We start from the raw sequence: 25,186 nt of genomic DNA, 5'->3' as shown, positions 1-25,186 counted from the left end.
CTTCGAGGTCGACCTCCATGATCTGCAGCGGCTTTCCGGCGGCAACGGCGACAGCGGCGCGCGTTTTCATCAGGCAATCCTCCCATGACGACCCATAGAGTTTCTCATTCCGCCATTGCTGCGGATGAGACCGCAATACGCTCATTCATCGCCGTATCCCCGCGAAAAGGAATAGGACTAAAGCAGACACGTAAGTCCACTTGCAGGGCTTTGATAAATCTTGTGGCGTCCGCTAAGCTCATTGTGGGCACCTTGAATTCGCGCTGGTCCGGGAACAATCGGACTTTAGTGCAAGAATAGGCAGTTTTATCGATGACGAGCGCGGTGCCAGGCACTCTCGCGGCCTTTTTGTGCTTTTTTTTCCAGACCGCCAACGTTACAGGCGTGATGGCCCAGGAAGTGACGGGCAAGCAACCGCTCGCTGCCGACAGGCCGGAAAGAAAGATAGCCGAAATCAGAATAGGTTATTTGCGGGCCTACGCGCCGCAACTGGCGCTTTCCCTGCTGGACCTGCCGCCACGCGACGAAGGTGTCGCCGGCGCCAATGTGGCGATCGGCGACAACAACACGACAGGAAAGTTCCTCAGCCAGAAATTCAGCCTCGACATAGCCGAGGTCAAGCCGGACGCCGACGCGGTTCAGGCGTTCAACGATCTGATTGCCAAAGGTGACCGCTATGTTGTCGCTGACCTCTCGGCCAGGCAATTGCTGTCGATCGCCGACATCGCCCGCGACAAGGGCGTTCTGGTCTTCAATGTCGGTGCCACAGACGACAGCCTGCGCGAGGAAGACTGCCGCATAAACATTTTCCATGTGGCGCCGACACGAAGCATGCTGGCTGACGCGCTGGCGCAGTATCTCGTGATAAAGAAATGGCCGAATTGGGTGCTGCTCTATGGTTCGCATGAGCGGGATCATCTCTATGCGGCCGCGTTGCGCCGCGCGGCGGCTCGCTTCGGCGGTCAGATCGTCGCCGAGAAGGAGTTCAAAGACACCGGCACGGCGCGCCGCACCGACACCGGCGCCACGCAGATACAGCAGCAGATTTCCGTGTTCACGCAGGATCTGCCGGAGCATGACGTGGTGCTTGTCGCCGATGAGAGCGAGGTGTTCGGAACCTATGTGCCCTACCGCACCTGGACACCGCGGCTGGTCGCCGGCACGGCCGGTCTTGTCGCATCGTCCTGGCATCCCGCGAGCGAGCAATGGGGTGGCATTCAAATGCAAAGCCGTTTCCTGAGGACGACCGGCCGGCGAATGCTGTCCAAGGATATGTCGGCCTGGACGGCGGTGCGGGCGGTGGGCGAAGCGAGCACACGGACCAATGGCGACGATCCGAAGAAGATCAGCGACTACATCCGCTCGGACGATTTCTCGGTCGCCGCCTTCAAGGGACAGAAGCTGACCTTCCGCAAGTGGAACCATCAGCTTCGCCAGCCAATCCTGCTCGGCGACACCAAATCCGTGGTCTCGACATCGCCACAGGAGGGTTATCTCCACCAGATCTCCGAGCTCGATACGCTCGGCGTCGATCAGCCGGAAACGAAATGCGTCCTTAAGTAGAACCAATCGGGAGGAATTTTCGTGCAGAGACGAGCTTGCGCACTCACCATTCTCGGCTTCATGGCCAATCCGGCGTGGGCTTACACCGTTTATGTCTCCAACGAGAAAGACAATACGATAACGGTCGTCGACACGGCGACGATGCAAGTGGTGAAGACCGTCGAAGTCGGCCAGAGGCCGCGCGGTATCACCATCTCGCATGACGGCAAGTTCATCTATTTGTGCGCCAGCGATGACGATACGATCGAAATCATCGATACCGCGACGCTGCAGATCGTTGGCACGCTGCCATCGGGCCCCGATCCCGAACTGTTCGTGCTTTCGCCCGACGGCAAGACGCTCTACGTCGCCAACGAGGACGACAATCTCGTCACCGCGATCAATGTCGAGAGCAAGCAGGTCATGACCGAGATTCCCGTTGGGGTGGAGCCTGAAGGCATGGCCGTCAGTCCCGATGGCAAAACCATGGTCAACACCTCCGAAACCACCAGCATGGCGCATTTCATCGACACCGACAGCCATGAGGTGACCGACAACGTCCTGGTCGACACGCGTCCGCGCTTTGCGCAATTCAAGCCCGACGGATCACAGATCTGGGTCAGTGCCGAAATCGGCGGTACCGTCAGCGTCATCGACAGTCTCAAACGCGAGGTGGTGAAGAAGATCCAGTTCGCGATTGCGGGACTGCGGCCCGAAACCATCCAGCCGGTCGGCATCGCAATCAGCGCGGACGGCAAGAAAGCCTATGTCGCGCTCGGCCCAGCGAACCACGTCGCCGTCATCAACACCGAAACCTACGAGGTGGAAAAATACATCCTGGTCGGCCAGCGCGTCTGGCATCTCGACTTCACCCCCGATCAGAAGACGCTGATCACCACCAACGGCAATTCCAACGACATCACCTTCATCGACACGGCGACGGACGAGCCGGTTCAATCGGTTACGGTGGGCCAGCAGCCTTGGGGCGTGGCCATATCGCCCCACTAGACCGCAGCAATGATCAGGGAGGCCGACGTGATGAATATATGCCGCGGGGATGTTGCAAGTGCACTAGATAAGCAGCGCGCCCCGAAGGAGCCAGCGGCATGCAGCATGTGAGGACAAGCGGAGCTGGAGAGGAGGTGGCAGCGCTCGATGTTGCCGGCATCAGCCATTCCTATGGTCCGAAGCGAGCGCTCCAGGACGTCTCATTCTCGATCGCGCCGGGAACTTTCACCGTTCTGCTCGGCCTCAATGGGGCCGGCAAGACAACTTTGTTTTCACTGATCAGCCATCTTTACGGCACCCGCCGCGGATCGATCCGCATCTTCGGCCATGACGTCGGCCGCGCTTCGGGCGAAGCGCTCAGGCGTGTCGGCATCGTATTCCAGGCACGCACGCTCGACCTCGACCTCAGCGTCCACCAGAACCTCTCCTACCACGCCTCGCTGCATGGCATTGGCGGACACCAAGCCCGGCAGCGCATTGCCGCGCTGCTCGATACAGTCAACATGCAGGGCCGTCAGCATGACAAGGCACGCAGTCTTTCCGGCGGCCAAATGCGGCGCATCGAGATCGCGCGGGCGCTGCTCCACCGCCCTTCCCTGCTGCTGCTCGACGAGGCGACGGTCGGTCTCGACATCCAGTCGCGTGCGGGCATTTTGGCCACCATCCGCAAACTCGTCGAAACCGAGGGCATCGGTGTGCTGTGGGCGACGCATCTGATCGATGAGGTCGAAGACGGCGACCATGTCGTCGTGCTGCGGCAGGGCGACCTGGTTGCCAAGGGTAAGGTGGCCGATGTCGTTGCGACGAGCGGTGCCAGTTCGATCCGCGACGCCTTTTCCAGGCTCAACCGCATCGAAACAAGCGGCATCGCGGAGATGTCGCCATGAGCGCTCCCGCAATGCCGGCAAAAGTCGCCACCCTCACGCCGGTGAAGTTCGAACAGTTTGGGCTCCACCACTACCTCGTTTGCCTCAAAGGGATCGTCGTGCGGGAGTGCCTGCGCTTCCTGCATCAGCGCGAGCGCTTTATATCCTCGCTGGTTCGGCCGCTCGTCTGGCTGTTCATTTTTGCCGCCGGATTCCGGCAGGTGCTCGGCGTATCGATCATCCCACCCTACAAGACCTACGTGCTCTACGAGGTCTACATCACGCCGGGCCTGTGCGGCATGATTCTGCTGTTTTCGGGCATGCAGTCTTCGCTGTCGATGGTCTATGACCGCGAAATGGGCAACATGCGCACTCTGCTGGTCAGCCCCTTCCCGCGTTGGTTTTTACTGATCTCGAAGATGCTCGCCGGTGTCGCCGTGTCGATCGCGCAGGTTTACGCGTTCCTGATCGTTGCCTGGTTCTGGGGCGTCAAGGCGCCGCCGCTTGGCTATCTCACCGTGCTGCCGGCGCTGTTCCTGTCAGGCATGATGCTGTGCGCGCTCGGCATGCTTCTGTCCTCAATGATCAAGCAGCTCGAGAACTTCGCTGGCATCATGAACTTCGTCATCTTTCCCGGCTATTTCGCTTCTCCGGCACTCTATCCCTTGTGGCGTATCCAGGAGGCTAGCCCCCTGCTCTACAAAATCTGCCTCGCCAATCCATTTACTTACGCCGTCGAACTGATCCGCTTCGCCTTCTACGGCCAGGTTGACTGGCTGTCGCTGGGCGTCGTTGCCGGCTGCACGCTGCTGTTCCTTGCCGCCGCCATCATCGCCTACGACCCTTCGCGCGGCCTGATGACCCGCAAACAGGACACGGGAGGAAATGCCTGATGGCGCGAATAATCCATGTTCGCAGCCTGGCTGTGATTGCCATGCTCGCGCCGGGCGTCAACGCCATGGCAGCCAACCCCGATCCGGACTGGCCCTGCATGCAGCGCAAGGTGCCGCAACTCTCGCTCGGCCAGATCTGGAGCGGACCGGATCTTCCTTCAGCCGCCAAGGACTGGTCGAAGGACCCCACCATCTCCGCCCTGATCGAGGAAGTGGCAGCTCGCCGGATGCCGATTGCGGAAGCTCAAAAGAAGATCAGGGATTTCGCGGCCTCCTTGCCGGCCGAGCAACTTGCACCCAAAATGGCGATGATGGTGCAAGGCATGTTCGACCACCTGGACGCCGAGCGCTCGCAGGTGATCTCCGGCATTTCCCGCTACGCCCACAAGCAGCTCGAAATGGCCGCCGCGTTGCGCAAGGAAGCGTCCGATGTCGATGCATTGCGGGCAAAGCCGGATGCAGATCCCGAAGAGATCGATCGGCGAACCGAACAGCTGAAATTCGCAACGCGAATTTTCAATGAACGCGTCCAATCACTGACCTACGTCTGTGAAGTGCCGACGATAATCGAGCAGCGGCTTTATCAATTGTCCAAGGCCGTCTCGGAAACGCTCGCCGCGAAGAAATAGAACCTCATTCGATCTTCGCGGCGGATATCACGATCCACGGCCGGGCAGCACGCGCCAGCGCTGAACGAAATAACCGGGATGCGTCTCGATCCACTGGGCTACCAGCGATTGCGCCTGCATGAAGGCGGTCCCGGGATTCATCGCCAGGCCGTCCACCATCTGTTCGCGTTGTTCACAGGTCTGCGGCACATCCGTCAGGCAGACCATCATAACGAGCGTGTAGAGCATTACCCCTTGTCCCCTTCGATTCCCGAACCCCATGCCCGGGAGTTTCCGTGATACCGACCAGTCTGCAGGGATCGCACATACGGATCACTTACGGGTCTGAAAGGAACGTGGCCCCCGCTCTTTCGCGCCGCAATATAACATGGCGCTAATCTAACGCCAACGACCGCAGGGCTCGGTCGCGGACGCGCGCGCATCGAAGATGCGCGTCCGGCTGTGCCAGTGCCAAAAAATGTGAACTCCTGGAACGCGCTCTCGCATGGGCTCGACCGAAACAGGAATATCATTGTTGTCGACCTCAGACCGGCAGTCCGTTCTGCTTTCGCAGGCTCTTGTCGAAAGCGGATGCGGGGACGAAACGGCGCAGGAAACTGACCTGGCGCGCCATTTTTCCAGCCGCATAGCGCCTCTTCGGAGCGGGATCGGTCGCAGCTACCAAAACGGTCCTGGCCACCACTTCCGGCGCATCGCCTTTTTCCATCGCTTTCCGCACAGCTGCATTCATGCCGGCGCGCGCAGAGTCATAGATGTCAAGCAACTGATCCGGCCTGGCGAGATTTTCTTCAAATGAGGTGCGGGTATAGGCGGGCTCCACCAACACGACGCGAATTCCGAAAGTACGCAGTTCGTGGTCGAGCGATTCGGAATAGCCCTCAACGGCATGCTTGGTCGACGAATAAAGCGCGAAATAGGGAGCTGGAATGAACCCCTGCACCGAGCTCAAATTGACGATTCTGCCCTCGCCTTGGCGGCGCATTGTCGGCAACACCGCTTTGGTTACTCGCATAACGCCAAAGACGTTCACGTCAAACAACGACTTGGCCTGGGCCATCGAGGACTCCTCCGCGCCACCAAGCAGGCCAACGCCGGCATTATTGACAAGCAGGTCGATGCGCCCGGTCTCGGCCAGCACGTCGTGGACAAGTTTCGCCACGGATGTGTCATCGGTCACGTCACAGGCCAGCATGGTAATGCCATCGGATCGGTCGAGGACCGCGCGACGGCTGGTTCCGAACACGCGAAAGCCCGCGTTCTGCAGGGCTTTGGCCGTTGTGTGCCCGATACCGCTGGATGCCCCCGTCACCAGGGCGACGCCTAGATTGGTCTTGTTCATGGAGGTCACTTCTTTCTTCGTTTTGGATTGGCGTGGGAGAAGCACGACAGATCAGAGCGAAAGGCGTCAATCATGAGCGCCTCCGGTACTCGCGCCGGCCAGATCATCCGTCCAGCGCCGGAACAGCGCGCTGGCATTAACGCCTCCGAAGCCGAAGCCATTGGCGATTGCATAGCCCATCGCCATCGGCCGGGCCCGGTTTGCGACAAAGTCGATCCCGTCGCCGGCCGGATCGGGAGCGCCCAGATTGAGGGTCGGCGGTGCGATCTGATCCCTGAGCGCCAGGATTGCGAAGATTGCTCCGAGCCCGCCGGCGGCTCCGAGCAGGTGTCCGGTTGCCGATTTCGTTGCACTGACAGCTATCGCGAAATCGCGCCCGAACACGCTCTTGATCGCTTCGATCTCACCCAGGTCGCCCACCGGCGTGGAGGTCGCATGGGCATTGAGATGACGAACCTCGCGGGGCGAAATCCCTGCTTGGGCGATTGCGATCTCCATGGCCCGGCGCGCACCGTCGCCGTCCTCGGGACCGGAGGTGACGTGATGAGCATCCGCCGTCGTGCCGTAGCCGACAAGCTCGGCCAGCGGTCTTGCGCCGCGCGCCAGCGCGTGGCTCAATTCCTCGATGACCAGCATGCCCGCTCCTTCGCCCATGACGAAGCCGTCCCGCGACTTGTCGAACGGTCGGGAGGCCTCATCAGGACGGTGATTAAAGGACGTCGAGAGAGAGCGTGCCGCGGCAAATCCACCGAGGCTGACAAGATTCATGCATGCTTCCGTCCCGCCGCACACGGCAATATCGGCCTCGTTGGCGCGGATTAGGCGAGCCGCATCGCCGATCGCCTGAATGCCGGCCGCGCACGCCGTCACGGGTGCACCGAGCGGACCTTTGAAGCCATAGCGGATCGAGACGTGGCCTGCCGCGAGGTTCACCAGGAAGGACGGCACCGTAAAAGGTGATAGACGGCGGACGCCGCGCCGGTCGACCGTGCGCACCGCCTCGGTTATGGCCGGGAACCCGCCGACGCCCGAGGCGATGATCGTGGCCGTGCGCAAGCGATCCGCTTCCGAGACGGGGGCCCATCTTGCTTGGGCGAGCGCCTCTTGTGCCGCGGCCAGCGCAAAGAGAATGAACCGGTCTACCTTGCGCTGATCCTTCGGCGGAAGGATGGCTTCCGGATCGAAACCAGCGTCCGGATCTTCTTCTGTGGAGGGCACCACCCCGCCGACCTTCGCCGGCAGGTCGCCCACCACATCATCCGCAAGCCTCCGGATGCCCGAGCGGCCGGCCAGGAGACGCGACCAGGACGTTTCAACATCGGCAGCAAGGGGCGTAACCGCTCCCATGCCCGTAACCACAATCCGTCGCATCTATTTTCCTGTCAGCTTGGGCGCGCCGCAGGCGCCGCGACGCCGTTCAAGTGCCGGCTGATTCACGAACCTGATTGGCCGCCGCATCCAGAAAGGCCTGCGCGAGGTCAGGATCGTTGATGAGGCGCGATAACATCAGCGCACCGACCATCGTCGAGAGAATGGCCATGGCCCTGCCATCGAACTCCCCGCCACTGGTCTCAGCAATGAAACGGCCGAGGATCTCGAGATGCTCCTTGATCCCGGCTTCGAACGGCGCTTTCACGTCCTTGCCCTGTCTGGCGGCATCCGAGCCGAGCGCCACGATCGGGCAGCCGTCCATCTTTTCTCCGCGATGGTCCATACTGAGGTAGAACGCGATCACCGCGCCAAGCGGATCATCAGGGTTTGCCGCAGTCGCGGCCGACCATCGACGGGTGGCGCTCTCCATCGCCCGCCTGGACGCCTGCGCCGCCAGGTCGTCCTTGGATGCGAACTGCTTGTAAAACGCGCCTTGGGTCAGTCCGGCACCCTTCATCAGATCCTTAAGGCCGATACCATCAAAGCCGCGCTCCCGAAAAAGGCGGCTTGCCACGTTGATTACGGTTTCTCGGTTTTCCGCGGCCTGGGTACGACTTACGCGCATTTTTGACCTCTTTTTTAGATTGCGTTCGTAATCTATAGCCTATATAGAGTTCGAACGCAATCTAAAAAAGGAGATATGAAATGATCCGCAAAACCCTGAGCGCATCGCTCCTGGCCGCGCTGTTTCTTGCGACCCCGGCTTTTGCCGAGGAAGCCACCATCGGACGCCCGATCGAGGGCGGCAGCCTGCACGAGGGACACCTTGACATGGTTGTCTACTACGTCCCGGTCGACGGCGGCCTCCTGGAGGTCACCGCCACCTTCGCGCCGAAGACGGGGGGCGATCCGCTGCGCATCGTCATGGGTCTCGCCGACGATGACTCCGTGGCTTTTTCCATGCCGGGCCACCGAGGCTCGCTCTACGCGTTCTCAAGGTCCGGGGATGAGGTGACGGTGTCGACCGAGACTGACATGCATCTGCGGGCCGACGCGACAATACGCTGAGCCAGAGTTCAGACCGCAGCCGGCGTGCTGCTGGCCGTGGGCTCTCGCGTCCGCTCGGCTCGCCGCACGGTGCCTCGATCACGCCATCGAATAAGCTTGAGGAGAGGTCAATGCTATACAGTTATTTTGTCGAGAAATCGATCCGAGAGAGCTTCGACCACGTCAACGACCATCGCTGGGATGAGGCGGTGAAGGCACTCGCGCTGCATGTCCATCACCGCGTTTCCGGCGCCCACGCGCTTGGTGATGAGCGCCGCGACAAAGAAGCCATGCGCCGCTGGTTTGAGCGCCTCGGCCGCGTCCTGCCCAATCTCCATCTCACGGTCATCCACATCTGGGTGAAGGGCTGGCCGTGGCATACCACCGTGTTTGCCCAGTGGGACGGCACCGCAACGCTGCTCAATGGCGACGCGTCGTACGTCAACCGTGGTCTCCACGTGTTCACCCTGCGGTGGGGCAGAGTCTATGCACTTGAGGAATTTTACGATTCACAAGCAGCGGCCCGCGGTCTTGCCGCCCAAGCGGCAGCTGGCCTCGAAGAAGCTGTCGCCGAACCAATTGTAGGCTAGCAGACGCTCAGTCAAAGCCCACCCGTTCCGTGAACGCGGGGGCGCTACCCCGTGGCCCAGCGCTTGGAGGGCGGTCGCCTCGGCTCCGCAAATGCGTGCCACCAGCGATGCCTCGGCTCGTGAACATCGGTCAGGAGGTCACAGCCGATCAGCCGCTGATACACACCATCGTTTGTCTGAAGCGTTTGCCTGGACCGCGCGCCCTAACTCGCGCGACCTCTACTGTTCAGTTCCTCGTGCGGATAGAGCTTGCCGAACAGTGGCAGGTACATCGCGCCCTTGCGCATCAGGAAATCGTGGAAGGTCGCCATCGCCGGCGAGATCGCGTGATCGCTGCGCATCACCGAAAACCATTGCCGGCGGATCGGCATGCCGACGACGTCGAGGATGACCAGCCGGCCAGCCTCGATTTCCGCGGCGATGGTGTGGGCAGAGATGAAGGCGATGCCGAGCCCGGCCATCACCGCCTGTTTGATCGTCTCGTTCGAGCCCATCTCGACGCCGAGATCGTCGATGCGGCCAGGCACGTCGCTCAAAAATATTTCCAGCGAGATGCGCGTGCCGGAGCCGGACTCGCGAATGAGGAAATGCTCCTCGGCGATCCGCTCCTTGGAAATGTCGCGTGCCGACGCCAGCGGGTGGTCGGGCGGTGCGATGATGACCAGCGGGTGATCGCCGAAGACCGAAGCACGCACCGGGACTTCCTTGGCCGGGCGTCCCATCAGCGCGATATCGATGTCGTGGTTCTTCAGATTGTCGATCGTCTCGGCGCGGTTGCCGATGGCAAGGCGCATGTCGATATCGGGATGTTCCTTCATGAAGGCGGCCATCAGCCGCGGTGCGAAATATTTGGCCGTGGAAACGACGCCGAGCCGCAAGCTGCCGGCGCGCACGCCCTTGATTGCATCCATCTTGTCTTCGAGCAGACGAAGCCGCTCCTCGATGGCCTGTGCCGTCTCGACGAAGGCCAGACCTGCGGCAGTGGGACGCATGCCGTCCGACGTCCGGTCGAACAAGGCCAGTTGGAACTCCTCCTCCACCTGCCGCAACTGGATCGTTACCGCTGGAGGAGACAGGCCTAACACCTTGGCCGCGCTGACGATTTTTCCGTGGCTGATGATTGCCTGAACGGTCTTGAACTGCTTGAGCGTGAGGTTTCTCATTGGGCATACTAAAATTTTTTTATTGCCTGAGTAAAGTTATTGAATTTTACTTATCCAGCGTCGTTTGTTCTCCTTTCCCAATCCGGCCGACCCGAGGAGAGGCGGCTGGATCGGGAGGTTACGATGCCAGCGGCAACGCTCGACGCTTTTCTGAACTCCTATCTTGGCGAGCCGGACGAACTGCGCTCCGCCGTCGTAGCGACCATCCGTCAGCTGACGCAGGCGGCCACCACGATCCGCAACACCATCAATCAAGGGGTGCTCGGCACGGCCTTTGCCGGAGCCCGCGGCGCCAATGCTGACGGCGACATCCAGAAGGATCTCGATGTCTTCGCCGATGACATCTTCCTCGACGCCATGCGCCGCGCTCCGGTCGCGCTCTACGCTTCCGAGGAACTGGAGCAGCCGGTGCTGCTCGACAGGCAAGCGCCTCTTGCCATCGCCATCGACCCGCTCGACGGCTCATCCAACATCGACACCAACGTGTCGATCGGAACGGTCTTCTCGCTCCTCCCTGCAATTGGTGCGCCGGATGCGAATCCGGCCGCCTCGTTTTTGCAGGCAGGCGTGAACCAGCTGGGCGCCGGTTTCTGCATCTACGGCCCGCAGCTGGCGCTGGTTCTGTCGCTCGGCAGCGGCACCCATGTCTTCGTTCTCTCGACCAGGCTCGGCACCTTCGTCCAGGCCTATGAGAGCCGGATCATCCCACAGCGAACCCAGGAGTTCGCCATCAACGCCGCCAACTACCGGCATTGGGACGAGGCGGTGCGGCTCTACATCGACGACTGCCTTGAAGGCACCGAAGGCCCACGCGAGAAGGACTTCAACATGCGCTGGATCGCCTCCCTGGTCGCGGACTGCTACCGCATATTGATGCGCGGCGGCGTATTCCTGTATCCAGGCGACAAGCGCAAGACTTACCGCCAGGGACGGCTGCGCCTCGTCTATGAGGCAAACCCGATCGCCTATCTCGTCGAACAGGCGGGCGGTGCCGCCACCGATACGATCACCCGCATCCTCGAAATCGAGCCCGAGAGCCTGCACCAGCGCGTGCCCATGGTTTTCGGATCGGCGCGGGAAGTCGCGCGCATCACCCGCTACCACACCGAGCCGAGCGCCATCGGCGAGCGCGCGCCGCTGTTCAGCCGCCGCGGCCTTTTCAGGGCCTGAAGACCATGTCGGCAAAGCACCCCATCATTACCATCACCGGGTCGTCGGGCGCAGGCACCACCTCTGTCAAGCGCATCTTCGAACTGATCTTCCGGCGCGAGAACATCGGGGCCGCCTTCATCGAAGGCGATGCTTTCCATCGCTACGACCGCGCCACGATGAAGGCGAAGGTGGCCGAGGAGGAAAAGGCGGGCAATCCGAACTTCACCCACTTCCACGCCGAGGCCAATGAATTGGCAATCCTCGAAGAGGTATTCGAGGAATATGGCCGCCGGGGAACCGGAAAGACCCGCACCTACATCCATGATGAGGATGAGGAGAAGCAGTACGGCACGCCGCCGGGACATTTCACCGAATGGCGCGAATTTCCTCCGAGCGACCTGCTCTTCTACGAGGGCCTGCATGGCTGCGTCGTCACCGACAAGATCAACCTGGCCAGGCACGCGGACCTCAAGATCGGCGTGGTGCCGGTCATAAATCTCGAATGGATCCAGAAGATCCATCGCGACCGCGCAACGCGCGGCTATTCCACCGAGGCGGTGATGGACGTGATCCTGCGCCGTATGCCGGACTATGTCCGCTACATCGTCCCGCAGTTTTCGCAGACCGCCATCAACTTCCAGCGCGTGCCGATCGTCGACACGTCCAATCCATTCATCGCGCGCTGGATTCCGACGCCCGACGAATCGATGCTGGTTATCCGCTTCGCCAATCCCCGCGGCATCGATTTCCCCTACCTGCTTTCGATGATCCACGACTCGTTCATGTCGCGGCCGAATTCCATAGTGGTGCCCGGCAACAAGCTCGACCTTGCCATGCAGCTGATCCTGACGCCGCTCATCCTGCAATTGATCGAACGCAAGAACCGTGTGTCGTGAGGAGGACGCCATGAACAGCCAAGCAGCAGCACTGAAGCCCGTCGCCGCCGTCTCGGAACGGGACATGGCCAACGCCATTCGCGCACTGGCGATGGACAGCGTCCAAAAGGCCAATTCCGGTCATCCGGGCATGCCGATGGGCATGGCCGATGTCGCAACGGTGCTGTTCAGCCGCTTCATCAATATCGATCCGTCGGCCCCCAACTGGCCCGATCGTGACCGCTTCGTGCTGTCGGCCGGGCACGGCTCGATGCTGCAGTATGCGCTGCATTACCTGCTAGGCTTTGAAGACATGCCTATCGAAGAATTGCAGCGGTTTCGCCAGCTGGGCAGCCGCACCGCCGGACATCCGGAATATGGCCATGCGCTTGGCATCGAGACGACGACCGGCCCGCTTGGACAAGGCATTTCGACTGCTGTCGGCATGGCGCTGGCGGAGCGCATGCTGGCGGCCCGCCACGGCGCCGATCTCGTCGACCATTTCACCTACGCGATCGCCGGCGACGGCTGCCTGCAGGAAGGCATCAGCCACGAGGCGATCGATCTTGCCGGTCACCTGAAGCTCTCCCGGCTGATCGTCTTTTGGGACGACAATGCGATCTCGATCGACGGGCCCACTTCCCTGTCGACATCGATGGACCAGCCGGCGCGGTTCAAAGCCGCTGGATGGCATGTCCAGTCGGTGAACGGCCACGACACCGAAACCGTTGCGGCGGCAATCGAAGCGGCGCAGCAATCGGACCAGCCGTCTCTGATCGCCTGCCGCACGGTGATCGGCAAGGGAGCGCCCAATCTGGGCGGTTCGGAAAAGACGCATGGCGCGCCGCTGGGCGATGCGGAGATCGCCGCGACGCGCGAAAACATCGGCTGGGCCTTCGCGCCGTTCGAGGTGCCGGACGATACCCTTTTCGCCTGGCGCGAGATTGCCGGCCGCGGTCAAGCGGCACGCCGCGCCTGGGAGCAGCGGCTTGCCGCCTCGCCGCGGCGCCAGGCCTTCGAGGGCGCGGTCGCCGGCGCCCTGCCCGACGCGGTATTCGAAGCACTCGGCGCCTTCCGCAAGGAGCATGTCGGGAAGGCGACCAAGGTTGCAACGCGAAAAGCCTCGGAAATGGCACTCGCTGCGATCAATGGCGCAACCGAACTGACCGTCGGCGGCTCCGCCGATCTGACGCATTCGAACCTGACGATCACCAAGGGTATGAACCGCATCGCGCCGGGCGACTACGCCGGCCGCTACATCCACTATGGAATCCGCGAGCACGGCATGGCCGCAGCCATGAACGGCATCGCACTGCATGGCGGCTTCGTGCCTTATGGCGGCACGTTCCTGTGCTTCGCCGACTATGCGCGCGGCGCGATGCGGCTCTCGGCGCTCATGGGCCAGCGCGTCATCTATGTGATGACGCATGATTCCATTGGTCTCGGCGAAGACGGCCCGACCCACCAGCCGGTCGAGCACCTGGCGATGCTGCGGGCGACGCCAAACCTCAACGTCTTCCGTCCGGCCGACATCATCGAAACGGCGGAATGCTGGGAACTGGCACTGAGAAGCCAGAAGCGGCCGAGCGTGCTGGTGCTCTCGCGCCAGAACCTGCCGATGCTGCGCCAGGGGCACGGCGACGAGAACCGGTCGAGCCGGGGCGCCTACATCCTGCGCGAGCCAGCCCGGCACCGCGCGGTGACGCTGATCGCCACCGGCTCGGAGGTCGAGATCGCTATTGCCGCCGCCGAACGGCTGGAGACCGAGCACGGCATCGCCGCCGCGGTCGTCTCGATGCCGTGCTGGGAGCTCTTTGAGGAACAGGATGCGGACTTCCGCAAAGCCGTCCTCGGCCTGGCGCCGCGCATCGCCATCGAAGCCGCAGCACGGCTCGGCTGGGACCGCTGGATCGGCGACACCGGCGCTTTCGTCGGCATGGCTGGTTTCGGCGCCAGCGCCCCTGCCCCGGATCTCTACCGGCATTTCGACATCACGCCCGAAGCCGTCGCCGCAGCGGCGCTGAAGCTCACCATCTAGGAGAAACCGACAATGGCCCGCATCACCCTTCGCCAGCTTCTCGACCATGCCGCCGAGCACGGCTACGGGGTGCCGGCATTCAACATCAACAACATGGAACAGGGCCTCGCCATCATGGAGGCCGCCAGGGCCTGCGATGCGCCGGTTATCATCCAGGCCTCGCGCGGCGCCCGTTCCTATGCCAATGACATCATGCTGGCCAAGATGATGGAGGCGTTGACCGAAATCCATCCGGCCATTCCGCTCTGCATCCATCAGGATCACGGCAACAACGAGGCCACCTGCCTGTCGGCGATCCGCCACGGCTTCACCTCGGTGATGATGGACGGGTCATTGATGGCGGACGCCAAGACGCCGGCGAGCTACGATTACAACGTCGCCATCACCGAACGTGTCACACGCATGGCGCATTGGGTCGGCGCTTCGGTCGAAGGCGAGCTCGGCGTGCTCGGCTCGCTGGAAACCGGCCAGGGCGAGGCCGAGGACGGGCACGGCGCTGAAGGTGCGCTTTCCAACGACCAGCTTTTGACCGATCCCGACCAGGCGGTCGACTTCGTCACCGCCACCCGGGTCGACGCGCTGGCGATCGCCTGCGGTACCTCCCACGGCGCCTATAAATTCAGCCGCAAGCCTGACGGCGGCATCCTGGCCATGCAGGTGATCGAGGCGATCCACGAAAAGCTGCCCAACACGCATCTGGTCATGCACGGGTCTTCCTCCGTGCCGCAGGAACTGCAGGACATCATCAACAACTATGGCGGCGAGATGCCCCAGACCTTTGGCGTCCCGGTCGAGGAAATCGAGCGCGGCATCCGCTACGGCGTGCGCAAGGTCAACATCGACACCGATTGCCGAATGGCCATGGCCGGGCAGTTCCGCCGCGTTGCGACGGAGGACCCGCGCGAATTCGATCCGCGTAAATTCCTGAAACCCGCCATGGACGCCCTGCGCGACCTTTGCCGCGATCGCTTCGAACGCTTCGGCACCGCAGGCCACGCGTCGAAGATCAGGGTGATCGCCATGGATGAGATGGCGAAACGTTACGCCGCAGGAAAGCTCGACCCCCAAATCGCAACCGCGAAAGCCGCCTGAGCGGCAAACAGGAGACCTGCCATGAACAAGATCGACATGCCCTCAGCAGGCACGCTCAAGGAAGGCAAGGAACGCTACAGGTCGGGCGTCATCCCCTACAAGAAGATGGGCTACTGGGAGCCGGACTACCGGCCCAAGGAGACCGACCTGATCGCGATGTTTCGGATCACGCCCCAGCCCGGCGTCGACCACGAGGAGGCGGCCGCCGCCATCGCCGGTGAATCCTCTACCGCGACATGGACCGTGGTGTGGACCGACAGGCTGACCGCCTGCGAGCTCTACCGCGCCAAGGCATTCAAATCCGAGCCGGTGCCGAACACAGGTCCAGGCACCAGGATCGAGCAACAATACTTCGCCTATATCGCCTACGATCTCGACCTGTTCGAGCCCGGCTCCATCGCCAACCTGACTGCATCGATCATCGGCAACGTGTTCGGCTTCAAGGCCGTCAAGGCCTTGCGGCTCGAGGACATGCGCATCCCGGTGGCTTACCTCAAGACCTTCCAGGGCCCGGCGACCGGCATCGTGGTGGAACGCGAGCGGCTCGACAAGTTCGGCCGGCCGCTGCTCGGCGCGACGACGAAGCCCAAGCTTGGCCTGTCCGGCCGCAACTACGGCCGCGTCGTCTACGAGGCGCTGAAGGGTGGCCTCGACTTCGTCAAGGACGACGAGAACATCAACTCACAGCCCTTCATGCATTGGCGCGACCGCTTCCTCTACTGCATGGAGGCTGTGAACAAGGCGTCGGCCGCCACCGGCGAAGTCAAGGGCCATTATCTCAACGTCACCGCCGGCACGATGGAGGACATGTACGAGCGCGCCGAATTTGCAAAACAGCTTGGCTCCTGCATCGTCATGATCGACCTCGTCATTGGCTACACGGCGATCCAGTCGATGGCCAAGTGGGCACGCCGCAACGACATGATCCTGCACCTCCACCGGGCCGGCAACTCGACCTATTCGCGCCAGAAGAACCACGGCATGAATTTTCGCGTCATCTGCAAATGGATGCGGATGGCCGGCGTCGATCACATCCATGCCGGCACGGTGGTCGGCAAGCTGGAAGGCGACCCGCTTATGATCAAGGGGTTTTATGACACGCTGCGCGAGGAGCGCACGCCGCAGAACCTCGAAACCGGGCTGTTCTTCGATCAGGACTGGGCCTCGCTCAACAAGGTGATGCCCGTCGCCTCCGGTGGCATCCATGCCGGCCAGATGCACCAGTTGATCCATTATCTCGGCGAGGACGTCATCCTGCAGTTCGGCGGCGGCACGATCGGCCATCCGGACGGCATCCAGGCCGGCGCGACGGCCAATCGCGTCGCGTTGGAGGCGATGATCCTCGCCCGCAACGAGGGCCGCGACTATCTGCGCGAAGGGACCAAAATCCTCGAACAGGCGGCCAGATGGTGCACGCCGCTCAAGGCGGCCCTGGAGACGTGGAAGGACGTCACCTTCAACTACGAATCGACCGACACGGCCGACTTTGTGCCAACCGCAACGCCGAGCTTCTAGACGAAAGGAACCGTCGCCATGATGACCAATCCCGGAAACAAGGTCACGCAGGGACAGTTTTCGTTCCTGCCCGAGCTAACCGATGAGCAGATTTCGGCGCAGATCAAATACGCACTGAAAAACCACTGGGCGGTCAGCGTCGAGTACACGGACGATCCACATCCGCGAAACACCTATTGGGAAATGTACGGCAACCCGATGTTCGACCTGCGGGACCCGGCGGGCATCCTGCTTGAAGTCAACAATTGCCGGAAAGCCATGCCCAACATGTATGTCCGGGTCACCGCCTTCGATTCGACCAAGGGCTGGGAAGCACCGCGCATGTCATTCATCGTCAACCGGCCACCCAATGAACCCGGGTTCCGGCTGCTGCGCCAAGAGCGTGACGGCCGCAGTCAGGGCTATTCGATCGTGCCTTATGCGACCGACAGGCCCGAAGGCGAACGGAGCTAGGCGAACCATGCTGGACGCGATAGCTAAGAGCGCTGCCGCGCAGGGCGAATCGGTTGATCTACAGGCCGAGTTCGAGGCGTCCAACATCGACGAGGTGATGGACAAGCTCGACCGCGAACTCGTCGGCCTGAAGCCCATCAAGACCCGCATCCGCGAGATCGCGGCGCTGCTTCTGGTCGACCGGCTTCGCCGCAAGTTCGGGCTGACCTCTGGCGCGCCGACGCTGCACATGAACTTTACGGGGAATCCCGGTACCGGAAAGACCACCGTGGCGCTCAGAATGGCCGAAATCCTGCATCGTCTCGGCTATGTCCGCGAAGGGCACATGGTCGCGGTGACGCGCGACGATCTCGTCGGCCAGTATGTGGGCCACACCGCGCCCAAAACCCGCGAAGTGATCAAGCGCGCCATGGGCGGGGTGCTTTTCATCGACGAGGCCTACTATCTCTACAAGCCCGAGAACGAACGCGACTACGGCCAGGAATCGATCGAAATCCTGCTGCAATGCATGGAAAACAACCGTGACGATCTGGTTGTGATCCTTGCCGGCTATAAGGACAAGATGGACCGCTTCTTCGACAGCAATCCCGGCATGCGCTCGCGCATCGCCCATCACCTCGATTTTCCGGACTACGGCGTCAGCGAACTCAAATCAATCGCCGAGATCATGCTGGCGGAACAGAATTACCGTCTCAGCGAAGCAGCGGCCAAGGCGCTCGAAGAGTATCTCCCGATCCGCATGCGGCTGCCGCATTTCTCCAACGCCCGCTCCGTTCGCAATAGCCTCGACCGGGCGCGGCTTCGCCAGGCCAGCCGGCTTTTCGCATGGCGCGACCGGGCGTTGACGAAAATCGATCTTATCACCATCGAGGAATCCGATATTCGCGGCAGCCGCGTGTTCGCGGAAGGTAAGCTCGAAGGCGAACCGGAGACGAAGGCGCGCTGACAAGATGACTGCGGTTGGTGTGCAGCGACCGGAAACGGACGACAGAATGGGAGCCGACGACCATGGATACCAAGACAATCATCGCGCCCTCGGTGCTTTCCGCGGACTTCTCGCGGCTCGGCGACGAGGTCGAAGCGGTCGTCCGGGCGGGTGCCGATTGGATCCATCTCGATGTGATGGATGGCCATTTCGTGCCCAACATCACCTTCGGTCCGCCGGTGGTCAAGGCGATCCGTAATCGAACGGACAAGATCTTCGACTGCCACCTGATGATCGCGCCGGTCGACGCCTATCTCGGCGCCTTCGCCGATGCCGGCTGCGACATCATTACGGTGCATGCCGAGGCCGGACCGCATCTCGACCGTTCGCTGCAGGCAATCAGAAATCTCGGCAAGAAGGCCGGCGTGTCGCTGAATCCGTCAACGCCGGAAAGCGTCATCGAATATGTACTTGACCGGCTCGATCTGGTGCTTCTGATGACGGTCAATCCGGGCTTCGGCGGCCAGGCCTTCATTGCGGCGGTCGTCGACAAGGTCAGGCGGGTCAAGGCGCTGGTCGGCCATCGTCCGATCGACATAGAGATCGACGGCGGCGTCACGCCCGAAACCGCTCCGCTTGTCACCGCGGCCGGTGCCAATGTGCTGGTCGCCGGCTCGGCCATCTTTAAGGGCGGCACCGAGGCGGCCTACCGCGCCAATATCGGCACCATCAGGCAGGCGGCCGACGGGGCGATCCGGAAAGCGGCGTAAACCATTTCATCGGAGGAAATCTTGGCGGCAATCCCACCTGTCTGCGATTTCGGCTGGCGAGCCATCGACGCCGTTTTGCCCGGTGTCGACGGCACATCGCATTCGATCTTAAGCCACGCCGGCCCGAACGGGCTGGTGGTGGCCTTCATCTGCAACCACTGCCCCTATGTGAAGGCGGCGATTTCACGGATGGTGCGCGACGCCAATGACCTCAAGGCCGAAGGCATCGGCTTTGTCGCGATCAATTCAAACGATGCCGGGGCCTATCCGGATGATTCCTTCGACAACATGAAGCTCTTCGCCAGGACGAACGGCTTCACTTTCCCCTATCTCCATGACGAGCACCAGACGGTGGCGCGTGCCTACGGAGCCGTTTGCACCCCGGATTTCTTCGGGCTCAACAGCGAGTTGACGCTGCAATATCGCGGCCGGCTGGACGCGTCGCGACGCGACGCCGACTTGCCCGGGCTGAGGCGCGACCTGTTCGAGGCGATGAAGCAGGTTGCCCGAACCGGCGACGGACCGCTTGACCAGATCGCTTCGATCGGCTGTTCGATCAAGTGGAAGGATGCTGCATGAACGTCGGCGCAGGCAGGCCGTTTCGCTCGCCCAAGGCGATCCTGTTCGATCTCGACGGCACACTGGTCGATTCGGCGCCTGATATAGCGGCCGCCGTCAACGAATTGCTGGCCGGACGCGATCTGCCGCCGCTGCGGCTGGATCAGGTCAAGGCCATGATCGGCGGCGGCATCAGGAAACTGGTCGAACGAGCCTTCGCGGCTTCCGGCACGCAGCTCCTCGGCATCGCGCTCGATGAGGCCAACCGGGTCATGGCGCCGATCTATCGCAGGCATCTGACCGGCCGCACGAGGCTGATGCCTGGCGTCAGGGAGGTTCTCACGCACTTGCATTTGAGCGGAATAGCCATGGCCGTGGTGACCAACAAGCCGCAACTGGCGGCTCGCGAAATCCTGCTGCATTTTCGGCTGACGGAATATCTCGGCGCGATCGTCGGCGGAGACGCGGTGACATACTTGAAACCGGCGCCAGACGCGCTGTTGCTGGCGCTCGACCTGCTTCAGGTCGAACCTCGTGACACGCTGATGGTCGGAGACAGCAGCGCCGACGTGGCCGCCGCCCGCGCCGCCGGCATGGCAGTCATTCTGCTGCGTGGCGGATACAGCCAAATTCCCGTTGAAGAGCTTGGCGCCGACCTCGTTTGCGACAGCCTGTTCGATCTGCCGTCCGCGATGCAGAGGCTGCAAGACGCTGCGTGACCCCAAGCGCAGCCCAGCCAACGCCGGCCGAGCGCAGTCCAACGGCCGGCAGTACCGCGTTATTTTGAGAATTGTTTCAGATAAGCAATGACGTTGGCGATGTCCTCGTCTTTCTTGAGGCCGACAAACGCCATCTTGGTTCCTTTGACCATCGCCTTGGGATCGCGAAGGTAGGTCGTCAGCGTGGCCTCATCCCATTTGACGCCGGACTTGCCGGCCTCGGTCATGGCCTTGGAATAGCTGAACCCCGGATGCGTCCCGGCCGTTCGGCCGATAACGCCGTTCAAGGACGGACCGACCTTGTTCTGGTCCTTGTCTGCGACGTGGCAGACCTTGCATTTGGCGAAGACCTTCTCACCCGCCGCGGCATCCTGTGCCTGAGACTGGGTAGTGACAAAGGTGGCGACGGACACGGCGGCGAAAAATGCGACTGCGCGCATGGCATTTCCTCATTGATCGTGTGAGTGCCCGGGACACTTTACACGTGTCGATGCCTTGATCGCCGGCATTCGTGTTTAAGCGGGAGAGCGAACTATTCGTCCTTCCTCCCCGGACTGGCAGCACCTGCACGCCTCGAAAAGCTAGACTGCCGATGAAGGAAGTCAATCGTACAAAGGTCCTGTTTCGTTTCCCGACTGCGCGAAGGGAGGTGTGTAGCGACACGCGGTCCACATCATTGACGCCTGTTGGCCGAACGCGTAGCCTCACTCCAACCGGTTTGCTGTTTGGGCACCTTCAGGAATCCGCGCAACTCCAAAGCACGAACTCTGGAGAGTTCGCCGCGCAGGCGACGATAAGTGCCAAATGGACATGGTCGATCTCATATTAACGGTGTGCCTTAGCGCCAATCCGGGCAATTGCCGAGATGAACATCTCTATTTCGAGAGCCGCGGCTCTCTGTTCCAATGCATGTTCCTGGCGCCCGCCGAGATCGCAAAATGGTCTCAGGAACATCCGAGTCTCAAGGTCGTGCGCTGGAAATATGCCCTTCCGAGCAGGGAACGAGCGATTTGATCGACATTCCTGGTTCGTCCACGACCCTAAAAGAGGAGACGCCATGATGATTTCGCGGCGCACGACGCTGCGCTTGGCGGCTCTGGGGGCCATCCTCGCCTCAAAGCCGGTTGCCGTCTTTGCGGCCGCTAAGGTCCGAATTGGTGTCCTGAAGTTCGGCACCGTGAGTTGGGAACTCGATACGTTGAAACGCCACAAGCTCGACGAGGCCAACAGGATCGATCTGGAAATTGTCTACTTCGCCGGGGAGGATGCGACCAACGTTGCGCTGCTGGCCGGCGCGATCGACATGATCGTGACCGACTGGCTGTGGGTCTCGCGCCAGCGCTCCGAGGGCGGCGACCTTACATTGGCCCCTTATTCGACCGCCGTGGGGGCAATCATGGTGAAGGAGGAATCGCCGATCCGGACGCTCGCCGACCTCAAGGAAAAGAAAATCGGTGTCGCCGGCGGCCCGCTCGACAAGAGCTGGCTACTGGTCCAGGCGCTTGCCAGACGCGATCACGGCCTCGACCTGCCGACAGCCTGTGACGTCGTCTTTGGCGCGCCGCCGCTGATTTCTGAAAAGGCGATGCAAGGCGAACTCGATGCCGTGCTCAATTTCTGGCATTTCTGCGCCCGGCTCGAGGCCAATGGCTTTCGTCGGTTGATCGGTGCGGATGACGCGACGAAAGCGCTTGGTGCCTCGGGCCCCGTGTCGGCACTCGGCTACGTCTTCCACGACCAATGGGCGAGCGACAATCCGGATGCCGCCCGGGGCTTTTTGAAGGCATCCAAGCAGGCCAAGGACTTGCTGGCCAGATCCGATGATGAATGGCTGCGCCTGGCGCCGCTCATTCGCGCAGAAGGCAAGGAGCTGGAAAAACTGCGCGACCGCTATCGCCAGGGCATCCCCAGACGGCCGGTCGCCGAAGAAGCGGCCGATGCGGGCAAACTCTATCACGTGCTGGCCGCGATAGGCGGCGAGAAGCTGGTTGGCAGGGCACCCGAGATGGCGCCCGGCACGTTCTGGCCGGAACTCGCGAAATGACCGCAACGGAAGGCAAGTCGCGTCGATCCGGCTTTGCGACGGCGCTGAGGCCAGCGCTGACGGTAACGCTTTCCCTGCTGGGACTTTGCCTGCTGTGGAGCCTCGCGGCCAATCTGTGGCAAAGCCGCGCTTTCCCCTCACCAGGGCAGGTCTGGCAGGTGCTGCTCAGGGAAGCGGCGAGCGGCGACCTTTTTTATCACCTTGGCGCGACGCTCGGACGGGTTGCTGCGGCGTACGTCGTCGCAATGATTGTCGGCTCGGTCATCGGCGTCATCCTCGGCAGCTACCGCGGTGCGGACCGGTTCTTCAGTCCATGGGTGGTCCTGTTTCTCAACATTCCCGCGCTGGTGGTCATCGTGCTCGCCTATATCTGGTTCGGCCTCAACGAGGCGGCGGCGATTGGCGCGGTTGCCGTGAACAAGATCCCGAATGTCGTGGTGACGATGCGCGAAGGCGCCAGGGCATTTGATCCGCGTTATGCCGAAATGGCCGCCGTCTACCGCTTCGGCCCACTCGAGCGCATCCGCCATGTCCTGCTGCCGCAACTGCAGCCCTATTTTGCCGCGGCCTCGCGGTCCGGCATCGCTCTCATCTGGAAGATCGTCCTGGTGGTCGAACTGCTCGGCCGCTCCAATGGTGTCGGCTTCCAGATCTATCTCTATTTCCAGCTCTTCGACGTCGCCGCCATTCTTGCCTACACGCTGGCTTTCGTGGCGGTGATGCTTGTCATCGAACTCCTCCTGGTGCAGCCCGTTGAACGACATGCAACCCGTTGGCGCGGCCGTCCCGCTTAGGGTCGACATCGCTGAAAAGACCTTCAGGTCCGCGCAAGGCGTGTCGATCACGGCGCTTCAGGGTCTGTCCTTCGAGGTCCGGCCGGGCGAATTCGCTTGCCTGTTTGGGCCGTCGGGCTGCGGCAAGACCACGACGTTGCGCATCCTGCTTGGACTGGACAAAGACTTTTCCGGCTCTTTCCAACTGCCGCAAGGCGGCTCGAACCGCATCGCCGCCGTGTTCCAGGAGCCGACTTTGCTGCCATGGCGGACGGTGGAGCAGAATGTCAGGCTGGCGCTGCCGAAAAGCCTAAGAGCGAAGAGTCTCGACGAGCTGTTTGACACTCTCGGCCTCGCCGGCATGCGCTCGCTCTATCCGGCGGAGCTTTCGCTCGGCCTTGCGCGCAGGGCAGCGCTTGCCAGGGCCTTCGCCACCGAACCGGCGGTACTTTTCCTGGACGAACCCTTTGCCTCCCTCGACGAACAGACCGCCGAGCGGCTTCGGCAATTGCTTTTGACCGTCTGGTCAGCGCGGCCTACGACCGCCTTGATGGTAACGCACAATCTGCGCGAGGCACTGATGCTGTCGGACCGCATCATCGTGCTTGAGCAGCGCCCAGCCCACGTGCTCGGCATGTTCGACGTAAGCCTGCCGCGACAACATCGCAATCCACAGGTGATGAGCGACCTTTTGCGGTCATTCCAGCAAAAATTTCCGGGTGTGGCCTGATCGCCTTACGGCTCGAATACGGATGGCAAGGTATTTCGCAGCCAATGGCCAATAGAAACGGCGGGACTGTGAGGCGCACGGCCACGCGTGCCTGTTCCGCCTGACTAAAAGCAACGTACGTCGGCTTCAGCCTGCGCGCGTTTCAGTTCCGTGCGCGCCGCCTTCGCTGGCGCGCTTTCGCGAAACAACCCTGCCGCCTCCCCTGTCGTCAGCGACATGCTTTTGAAGGTCTCCGCCCTCTCATAGTGATCGTAAGGAAGGATCGAGGCGATAACATCGATCGAGCAGGAACAGCTTTCAAGCGCCTGACGTGTCTGGCCATTTGTTTGCATGCAGCCGAGCACGTAGTCGGCAATCGTTGCCGTCGGGTAGTCTCCCGCGGCGTTGGCCAAGTTCGCAAAGGCCAGCGTCGCCGCAAAGGCCACCGGCAAGGTGAGAGATCCAACAGACCTTATCATGAGGAACCTCCAGTTGGCCTGGACACCATGCATCCAGACGGGATCATCGCTCCAATTGGCGACGTGCCGCAAAGCCAGTCAAGCTCCCATGGCCTGCGTATAGGACCAAAGGAGGAATGCCCTATCGACCGACAAGAGCCCGCTTCATGACCCGCTGCGCACCCTCCTTCATGCGTTCATTTCATGCTTCGCTCACTATCGGCAACGAGCGATAAGCACGCATACTTACTCAGAGGTGCCCGGCAGAATATATCGAAATAAAGTCAAATGTGTATCACCTCGAGAATACCTGAACAATATGGTTGCTATATATATCGCTGCTGGCGGTCATCCTCTTATTAGTTTTTCATACGGTTCTTATTTTACTTGTTTCTAAATATTGCATCGCACCATATCGATATTGCAGCGCAGCGACCCATTGTAGGTTTTTGCTTGCCTGGCCTTTTACGATGACATAGCTTTTTCCTGTTTCCGGCTTCAAGAGCGCCACCGTCATCAGGGAGCGGCGGCAGTCTTTCGAAGACCAAGGGGGGCGGGCGGTAACGGTGCCCTCTGCTTCGGGGTAGGTCGTGACAGCTGCCGGAAAATAACTTCCCAACATGAATTGCTTGGGCAAGCCCTTGTGGGGCTTGACGG

The 25,186-nt window shown here is 61.6% G+C and carries 29 protein-coding genes; 21 read left to right on the top strand and 8 right to left on the bottom strand.

What is annotated here, in order from left to right; genetic code table 11:
* Positions 1-387: 387 nt before the first annotated feature.
* The 5 genes from NKJ55_RS15655 (at position 388) to NKJ55_RS15635 (ending at position 4,938) form a co-directional block, all read left to right on the top strand.
* On the top strand, positions 388-1,563 hold the full coding sequence (locus NKJ55_RS15655) for a lanthanide ABC transporter ABC transporter substrate-binding protein PedA1 (protein WP_352450695.1): 1,176 nt from the start codon (positions 388-390) through the stop codon (positions 1,561-1,563).
* Positions 1,564-1,623: 60 nt separating this feature from the next.
* Complete coding sequence (locus tag NKJ55_RS15650; protein ID WP_352450694.1) at positions 1,624-2,550, top strand: YVTN family beta-propeller repeat protein; 927 nt, start codon at positions 1,624-1,626, stop codon at positions 2,548-2,550.
* A gap of 98 nt (positions 2,551-2,648) precedes the next feature.
* Positions 2,649-3,437 (top strand): lanthanide ABC transporter ATP-binding protein PedB/LutE, encoded by a 789-nt coding sequence (locus NKJ55_RS15645; RefSeq protein WP_352450684.1) that lies wholly within the window; start codon positions 2,649-2,651, stop codon positions 3,435-3,437.
* A gap of 11 nt (positions 3,438-3,448) precedes the next feature.
* The gene (locus NKJ55_RS15640; RefSeq protein ID WP_352450693.1) at positions 3,449-4,309 is read left to right on the top strand and encodes a lanthanide ABC transporter permease protein PedC; all 861 of its coding nucleotides are present in this window, start codon (positions 3,449-3,451) and stop codon (positions 4,307-4,309) included.
* A complete protein-coding gene (locus tag NKJ55_RS15635) occupies positions 4,309-4,938 on the top strand; it encodes a hypothetical protein (protein WP_352450683.1) in 630 nt (209 codons plus the stop codon). Before NKJ55_RS15640 ends, NKJ55_RS15635 begins: the two co-directional genes overlap by 1 nt.
* A 27-nt stretch (positions 4,939-4,965) precedes the next feature.
* Here NKJ55_RS15635 and NKJ55_RS15630 read toward each other — a convergent pair whose 3' ends face one another.
* The 4 genes from NKJ55_RS15630 to NKJ55_RS15615 all read right to left on the bottom strand — a co-directional run bounded on the left by NKJ55_RS15630 (position 4,966) and on the right by NKJ55_RS15615 (position 8,273).
* Entirely contained in the window at positions 4,966-5,166 is a 201-nt protein-coding gene (locus tag NKJ55_RS15630; RefSeq protein WP_023678847.1) for a hypothetical protein, read from the bottom strand.
* A 295-nt stretch (positions 5,167-5,461) separates the two neighbouring features.
* Complete coding sequence (locus tag NKJ55_RS15625; RefSeq protein WP_352450682.1) at positions 5,462-6,277, bottom strand: oxidoreductase; 816 nt, start codon at positions 6,275-6,277, stop codon at positions 5,462-5,464.
* Positions 6,278-6,343: 66 nt separating this feature from the next.
* Positions 6,344-7,648, bottom strand: coding sequence for a beta-ketoacyl-ACP synthase II (fabF, locus tag NKJ55_RS15620; RefSeq protein WP_352450681.1), 1,305 nt, complete (start codon positions 7,646-7,648; stop codon positions 6,344-6,346).
* Positions 7,649-7,694: 46 nt separating this feature from the next.
* Positions 7,695-8,273, bottom strand: a complete 579-nt coding sequence (locus NKJ55_RS15615; RefSeq protein ID WP_352450680.1) for a TetR/AcrR family transcriptional regulator — start codon at positions 8,271-8,273, stop codon at positions 7,695-7,697.
* An 80-nt stretch (positions 8,274-8,353) separates the two neighbouring features.
* Here NKJ55_RS15615 and NKJ55_RS15610 point away from each other — a divergent pair, with 80 nt between their 5' ends.
* The gene (locus tag NKJ55_RS15610; protein WP_352450679.1) at positions 8,354-8,716 is read left to right on the top strand and encodes a hypothetical protein; all 363 of its coding nucleotides are present in this window, start codon (positions 8,354-8,356) and stop codon (positions 8,714-8,716) included.
* Positions 8,717-8,826: 110 nt separating this feature from the next.
* Positions 8,827-9,285: a nuclear transport factor 2 family protein gene (locus tag NKJ55_RS15605; RefSeq protein ID WP_352450678.1), complete on the top strand. Its 459-nt coding sequence runs from the start codon at positions 8,827-8,829 to the stop codon at positions 9,283-9,285.
* A gap of 203 nt (positions 9,286-9,488) precedes the next feature.
* On the opposite strand, the gene NKJ55_RS15600 is transcribed toward NKJ55_RS15605, so the two are convergent.
* Positions 9,489-10,448 (bottom strand): LysR family transcriptional regulator, encoded by a 960-nt coding sequence (locus tag NKJ55_RS15600; protein ID WP_352450677.1) that lies wholly within the window; start codon positions 10,446-10,448, stop codon positions 9,489-9,491.
* 123 nt (positions 10,449-10,571) lie between these two features.
* On the opposite strand from NKJ55_RS15600, the gene NKJ55_RS15595 reads away from it, so the two are divergent.
* The 10 genes from NKJ55_RS15595 to gph all read left to right on the top strand — a co-directional run bounded on the left by NKJ55_RS15595 (position 10,572) and on the right by gph (position 20,545).
* Positions 10,572-11,618, top strand: coding sequence for a class 1 fructose-bisphosphatase (locus NKJ55_RS15595; RefSeq protein ID WP_352450676.1), 1,047 nt, complete (start codon positions 10,572-10,574; stop codon positions 11,616-11,618).
* 5 nt (positions 11,619-11,623) lie between these two features.
* Positions 11,624-12,496 carry a phosphoribulokinase gene (locus NKJ55_RS15590; protein ID WP_023678839.1) on the top strand — a complete coding sequence of 291 codons (873 nt, stop codon included), beginning with the start codon at positions 11,624-11,626 and terminating at the stop codon, positions 12,494-12,496.
* A 10-nt stretch (positions 12,497-12,506) separates the two neighbouring features.
* Positions 12,507-14,513, top strand: a complete 2,007-nt coding sequence (gene tkt / locus NKJ55_RS15585) for a transketolase (protein ID WP_352450675.1) — start codon at positions 12,507-12,509, stop codon at positions 14,511-14,513.
* A gap of 12 nt (positions 14,514-14,525) precedes the next feature.
* Entirely contained in the window at positions 14,526-15,605 is a 1,080-nt protein-coding gene (gene fba, locus NKJ55_RS15580; RefSeq protein ID WP_352450674.1) for a class II fructose-bisphosphate aldolase, read from the top strand.
* Between the two features lie 21 nt (positions 15,606-15,626).
* Positions 15,627-17,120 carry a ribulose-bisphosphate carboxylase large subunit gene (locus tag NKJ55_RS15575; protein WP_084641467.1) on the top strand — a complete coding sequence of 498 codons (1,494 nt, stop codon included), beginning with the start codon at positions 15,627-15,629 and terminating at the stop codon, positions 17,118-17,120.
* A gap of 18 nt (positions 17,121-17,138) precedes the next feature.
* The gene (locus tag NKJ55_RS15570) at positions 17,139-17,573 is read left to right on the top strand and encodes a ribulose bisphosphate carboxylase small subunit (RefSeq protein ID WP_023678835.1); all 435 of its coding nucleotides are present in this window, start codon (positions 17,139-17,141) and stop codon (positions 17,571-17,573) included.
* 7 nt (positions 17,574-17,580) lie between these two features.
* Complete coding sequence (cbbX, locus tag NKJ55_RS15565) at positions 17,581-18,519, top strand: CbbX protein (protein ID WP_352450673.1); 939 nt, start codon at positions 17,581-17,583, stop codon at positions 18,517-18,519.
* A gap of 62 nt (positions 18,520-18,581) precedes the next feature.
* Positions 18,582-19,268 carry a ribulose-phosphate 3-epimerase gene (rpe, locus tag NKJ55_RS15560; protein ID WP_352450672.1) on the top strand — a complete coding sequence of 229 codons (687 nt, stop codon included), beginning with the start codon at positions 18,582-18,584 and terminating at the stop codon, positions 19,266-19,268.
* Between the two features lie 21 nt (positions 19,269-19,289).
* Positions 19,290-19,847, top strand: a complete 558-nt coding sequence (locus tag NKJ55_RS15555) for a thioredoxin family protein (RefSeq protein ID WP_352450671.1) — start codon at positions 19,290-19,292, stop codon at positions 19,845-19,847.
* Complete coding sequence (gph, locus tag NKJ55_RS15550) at positions 19,844-20,545, top strand: phosphoglycolate phosphatase (protein ID WP_352450670.1); 702 nt, start codon at positions 19,844-19,846, stop codon at positions 20,543-20,545. The genes NKJ55_RS15555 and gph overlap by 4 nt, the downstream gene beginning before the upstream one ends.
* Before the next feature lie 59 nt (positions 20,546-20,604).
* On the opposite strand, the gene NKJ55_RS15545 is transcribed toward gph, so the two are convergent.
* The gene (locus NKJ55_RS15545; RefSeq protein ID WP_352450669.1) at positions 20,605-20,985 is read right to left on the bottom strand and encodes a c-type cytochrome; all 381 of its coding nucleotides are present in this window, start codon (positions 20,983-20,985) and stop codon (positions 20,605-20,607) included.
* A 364-nt stretch (positions 20,986-21,349) separates the two neighbouring features.
* Here NKJ55_RS15545 and NKJ55_RS15540 point away from each other — a divergent pair, with 364 nt between their 5' ends.
* Genes NKJ55_RS15540 through NKJ55_RS15525 form a run of 4 tightly spaced genes read left to right on the top strand, consistent with a single transcriptional unit; the run spans position 21,350 to position 24,092 of the window.
* The gene (locus NKJ55_RS15540) at positions 21,350-21,559 is read left to right on the top strand and encodes a hypothetical protein (protein WP_352450668.1); all 210 of its coding nucleotides are present in this window, start codon (positions 21,350-21,352) and stop codon (positions 21,557-21,559) included.
* Between the two features lie 43 nt (positions 21,560-21,602).
* Complete coding sequence (locus NKJ55_RS15535; protein WP_352450667.1) at positions 21,603-22,589, top strand: ABC transporter substrate-binding protein; 987 nt, start codon at positions 21,603-21,605, stop codon at positions 22,587-22,589.
* Positions 22,586-23,383, top strand: coding sequence for an ABC transporter permease (locus NKJ55_RS15530; RefSeq protein WP_352450666.1), 798 nt, complete (start codon positions 22,586-22,588; stop codon positions 23,381-23,383). Before NKJ55_RS15535 ends, NKJ55_RS15530 begins: the two co-directional genes overlap by 4 nt.
* On the top strand, positions 23,352-24,092 hold the full coding sequence (locus tag NKJ55_RS15525; protein WP_352450692.1) for an ABC transporter ATP-binding protein: 741 nt from the start codon (positions 23,352-23,354) through the stop codon (positions 24,090-24,092). Before NKJ55_RS15530 ends, NKJ55_RS15525 begins: the two co-directional genes overlap by 32 nt.
* Positions 24,093-24,196: 104 nt before the next feature.
* Here the strand turns inward: NKJ55_RS15525 and NKJ55_RS15520 are convergent, their stop codons facing one another.
* Both NKJ55_RS15520 and NKJ55_RS15515 read right to left on the bottom strand, forming a co-directional pair.
* Positions 24,197-24,550: a hypothetical protein gene (locus NKJ55_RS15520; RefSeq protein ID WP_023678826.1), complete on the bottom strand. Its 354-nt coding sequence runs from the start codon at positions 24,548-24,550 to the stop codon at positions 24,197-24,199.
* Between the two features lie 346 nt (positions 24,551-24,896).
* The gene (locus tag NKJ55_RS15515) at positions 24,897-25,151 is read right to left on the bottom strand and encodes a hypothetical protein (RefSeq protein ID WP_352450665.1); all 255 of its coding nucleotides are present in this window, start codon (positions 25,149-25,151) and stop codon (positions 24,897-24,899) included.
* Between the last annotated feature and the right edge of the window lie 35 nt (positions 25,152-25,186).

Source organism: Mesorhizobium sp. M0106, assembly GCF_040322715.1.
Taxonomy (GTDB): domain Bacteria; phylum Pseudomonadota; class Alphaproteobacteria; order Rhizobiales; family Rhizobiaceae; genus Mesorhizobium.
This window is presented reverse-complemented; position numbering and strand designations above follow the sequence as displayed.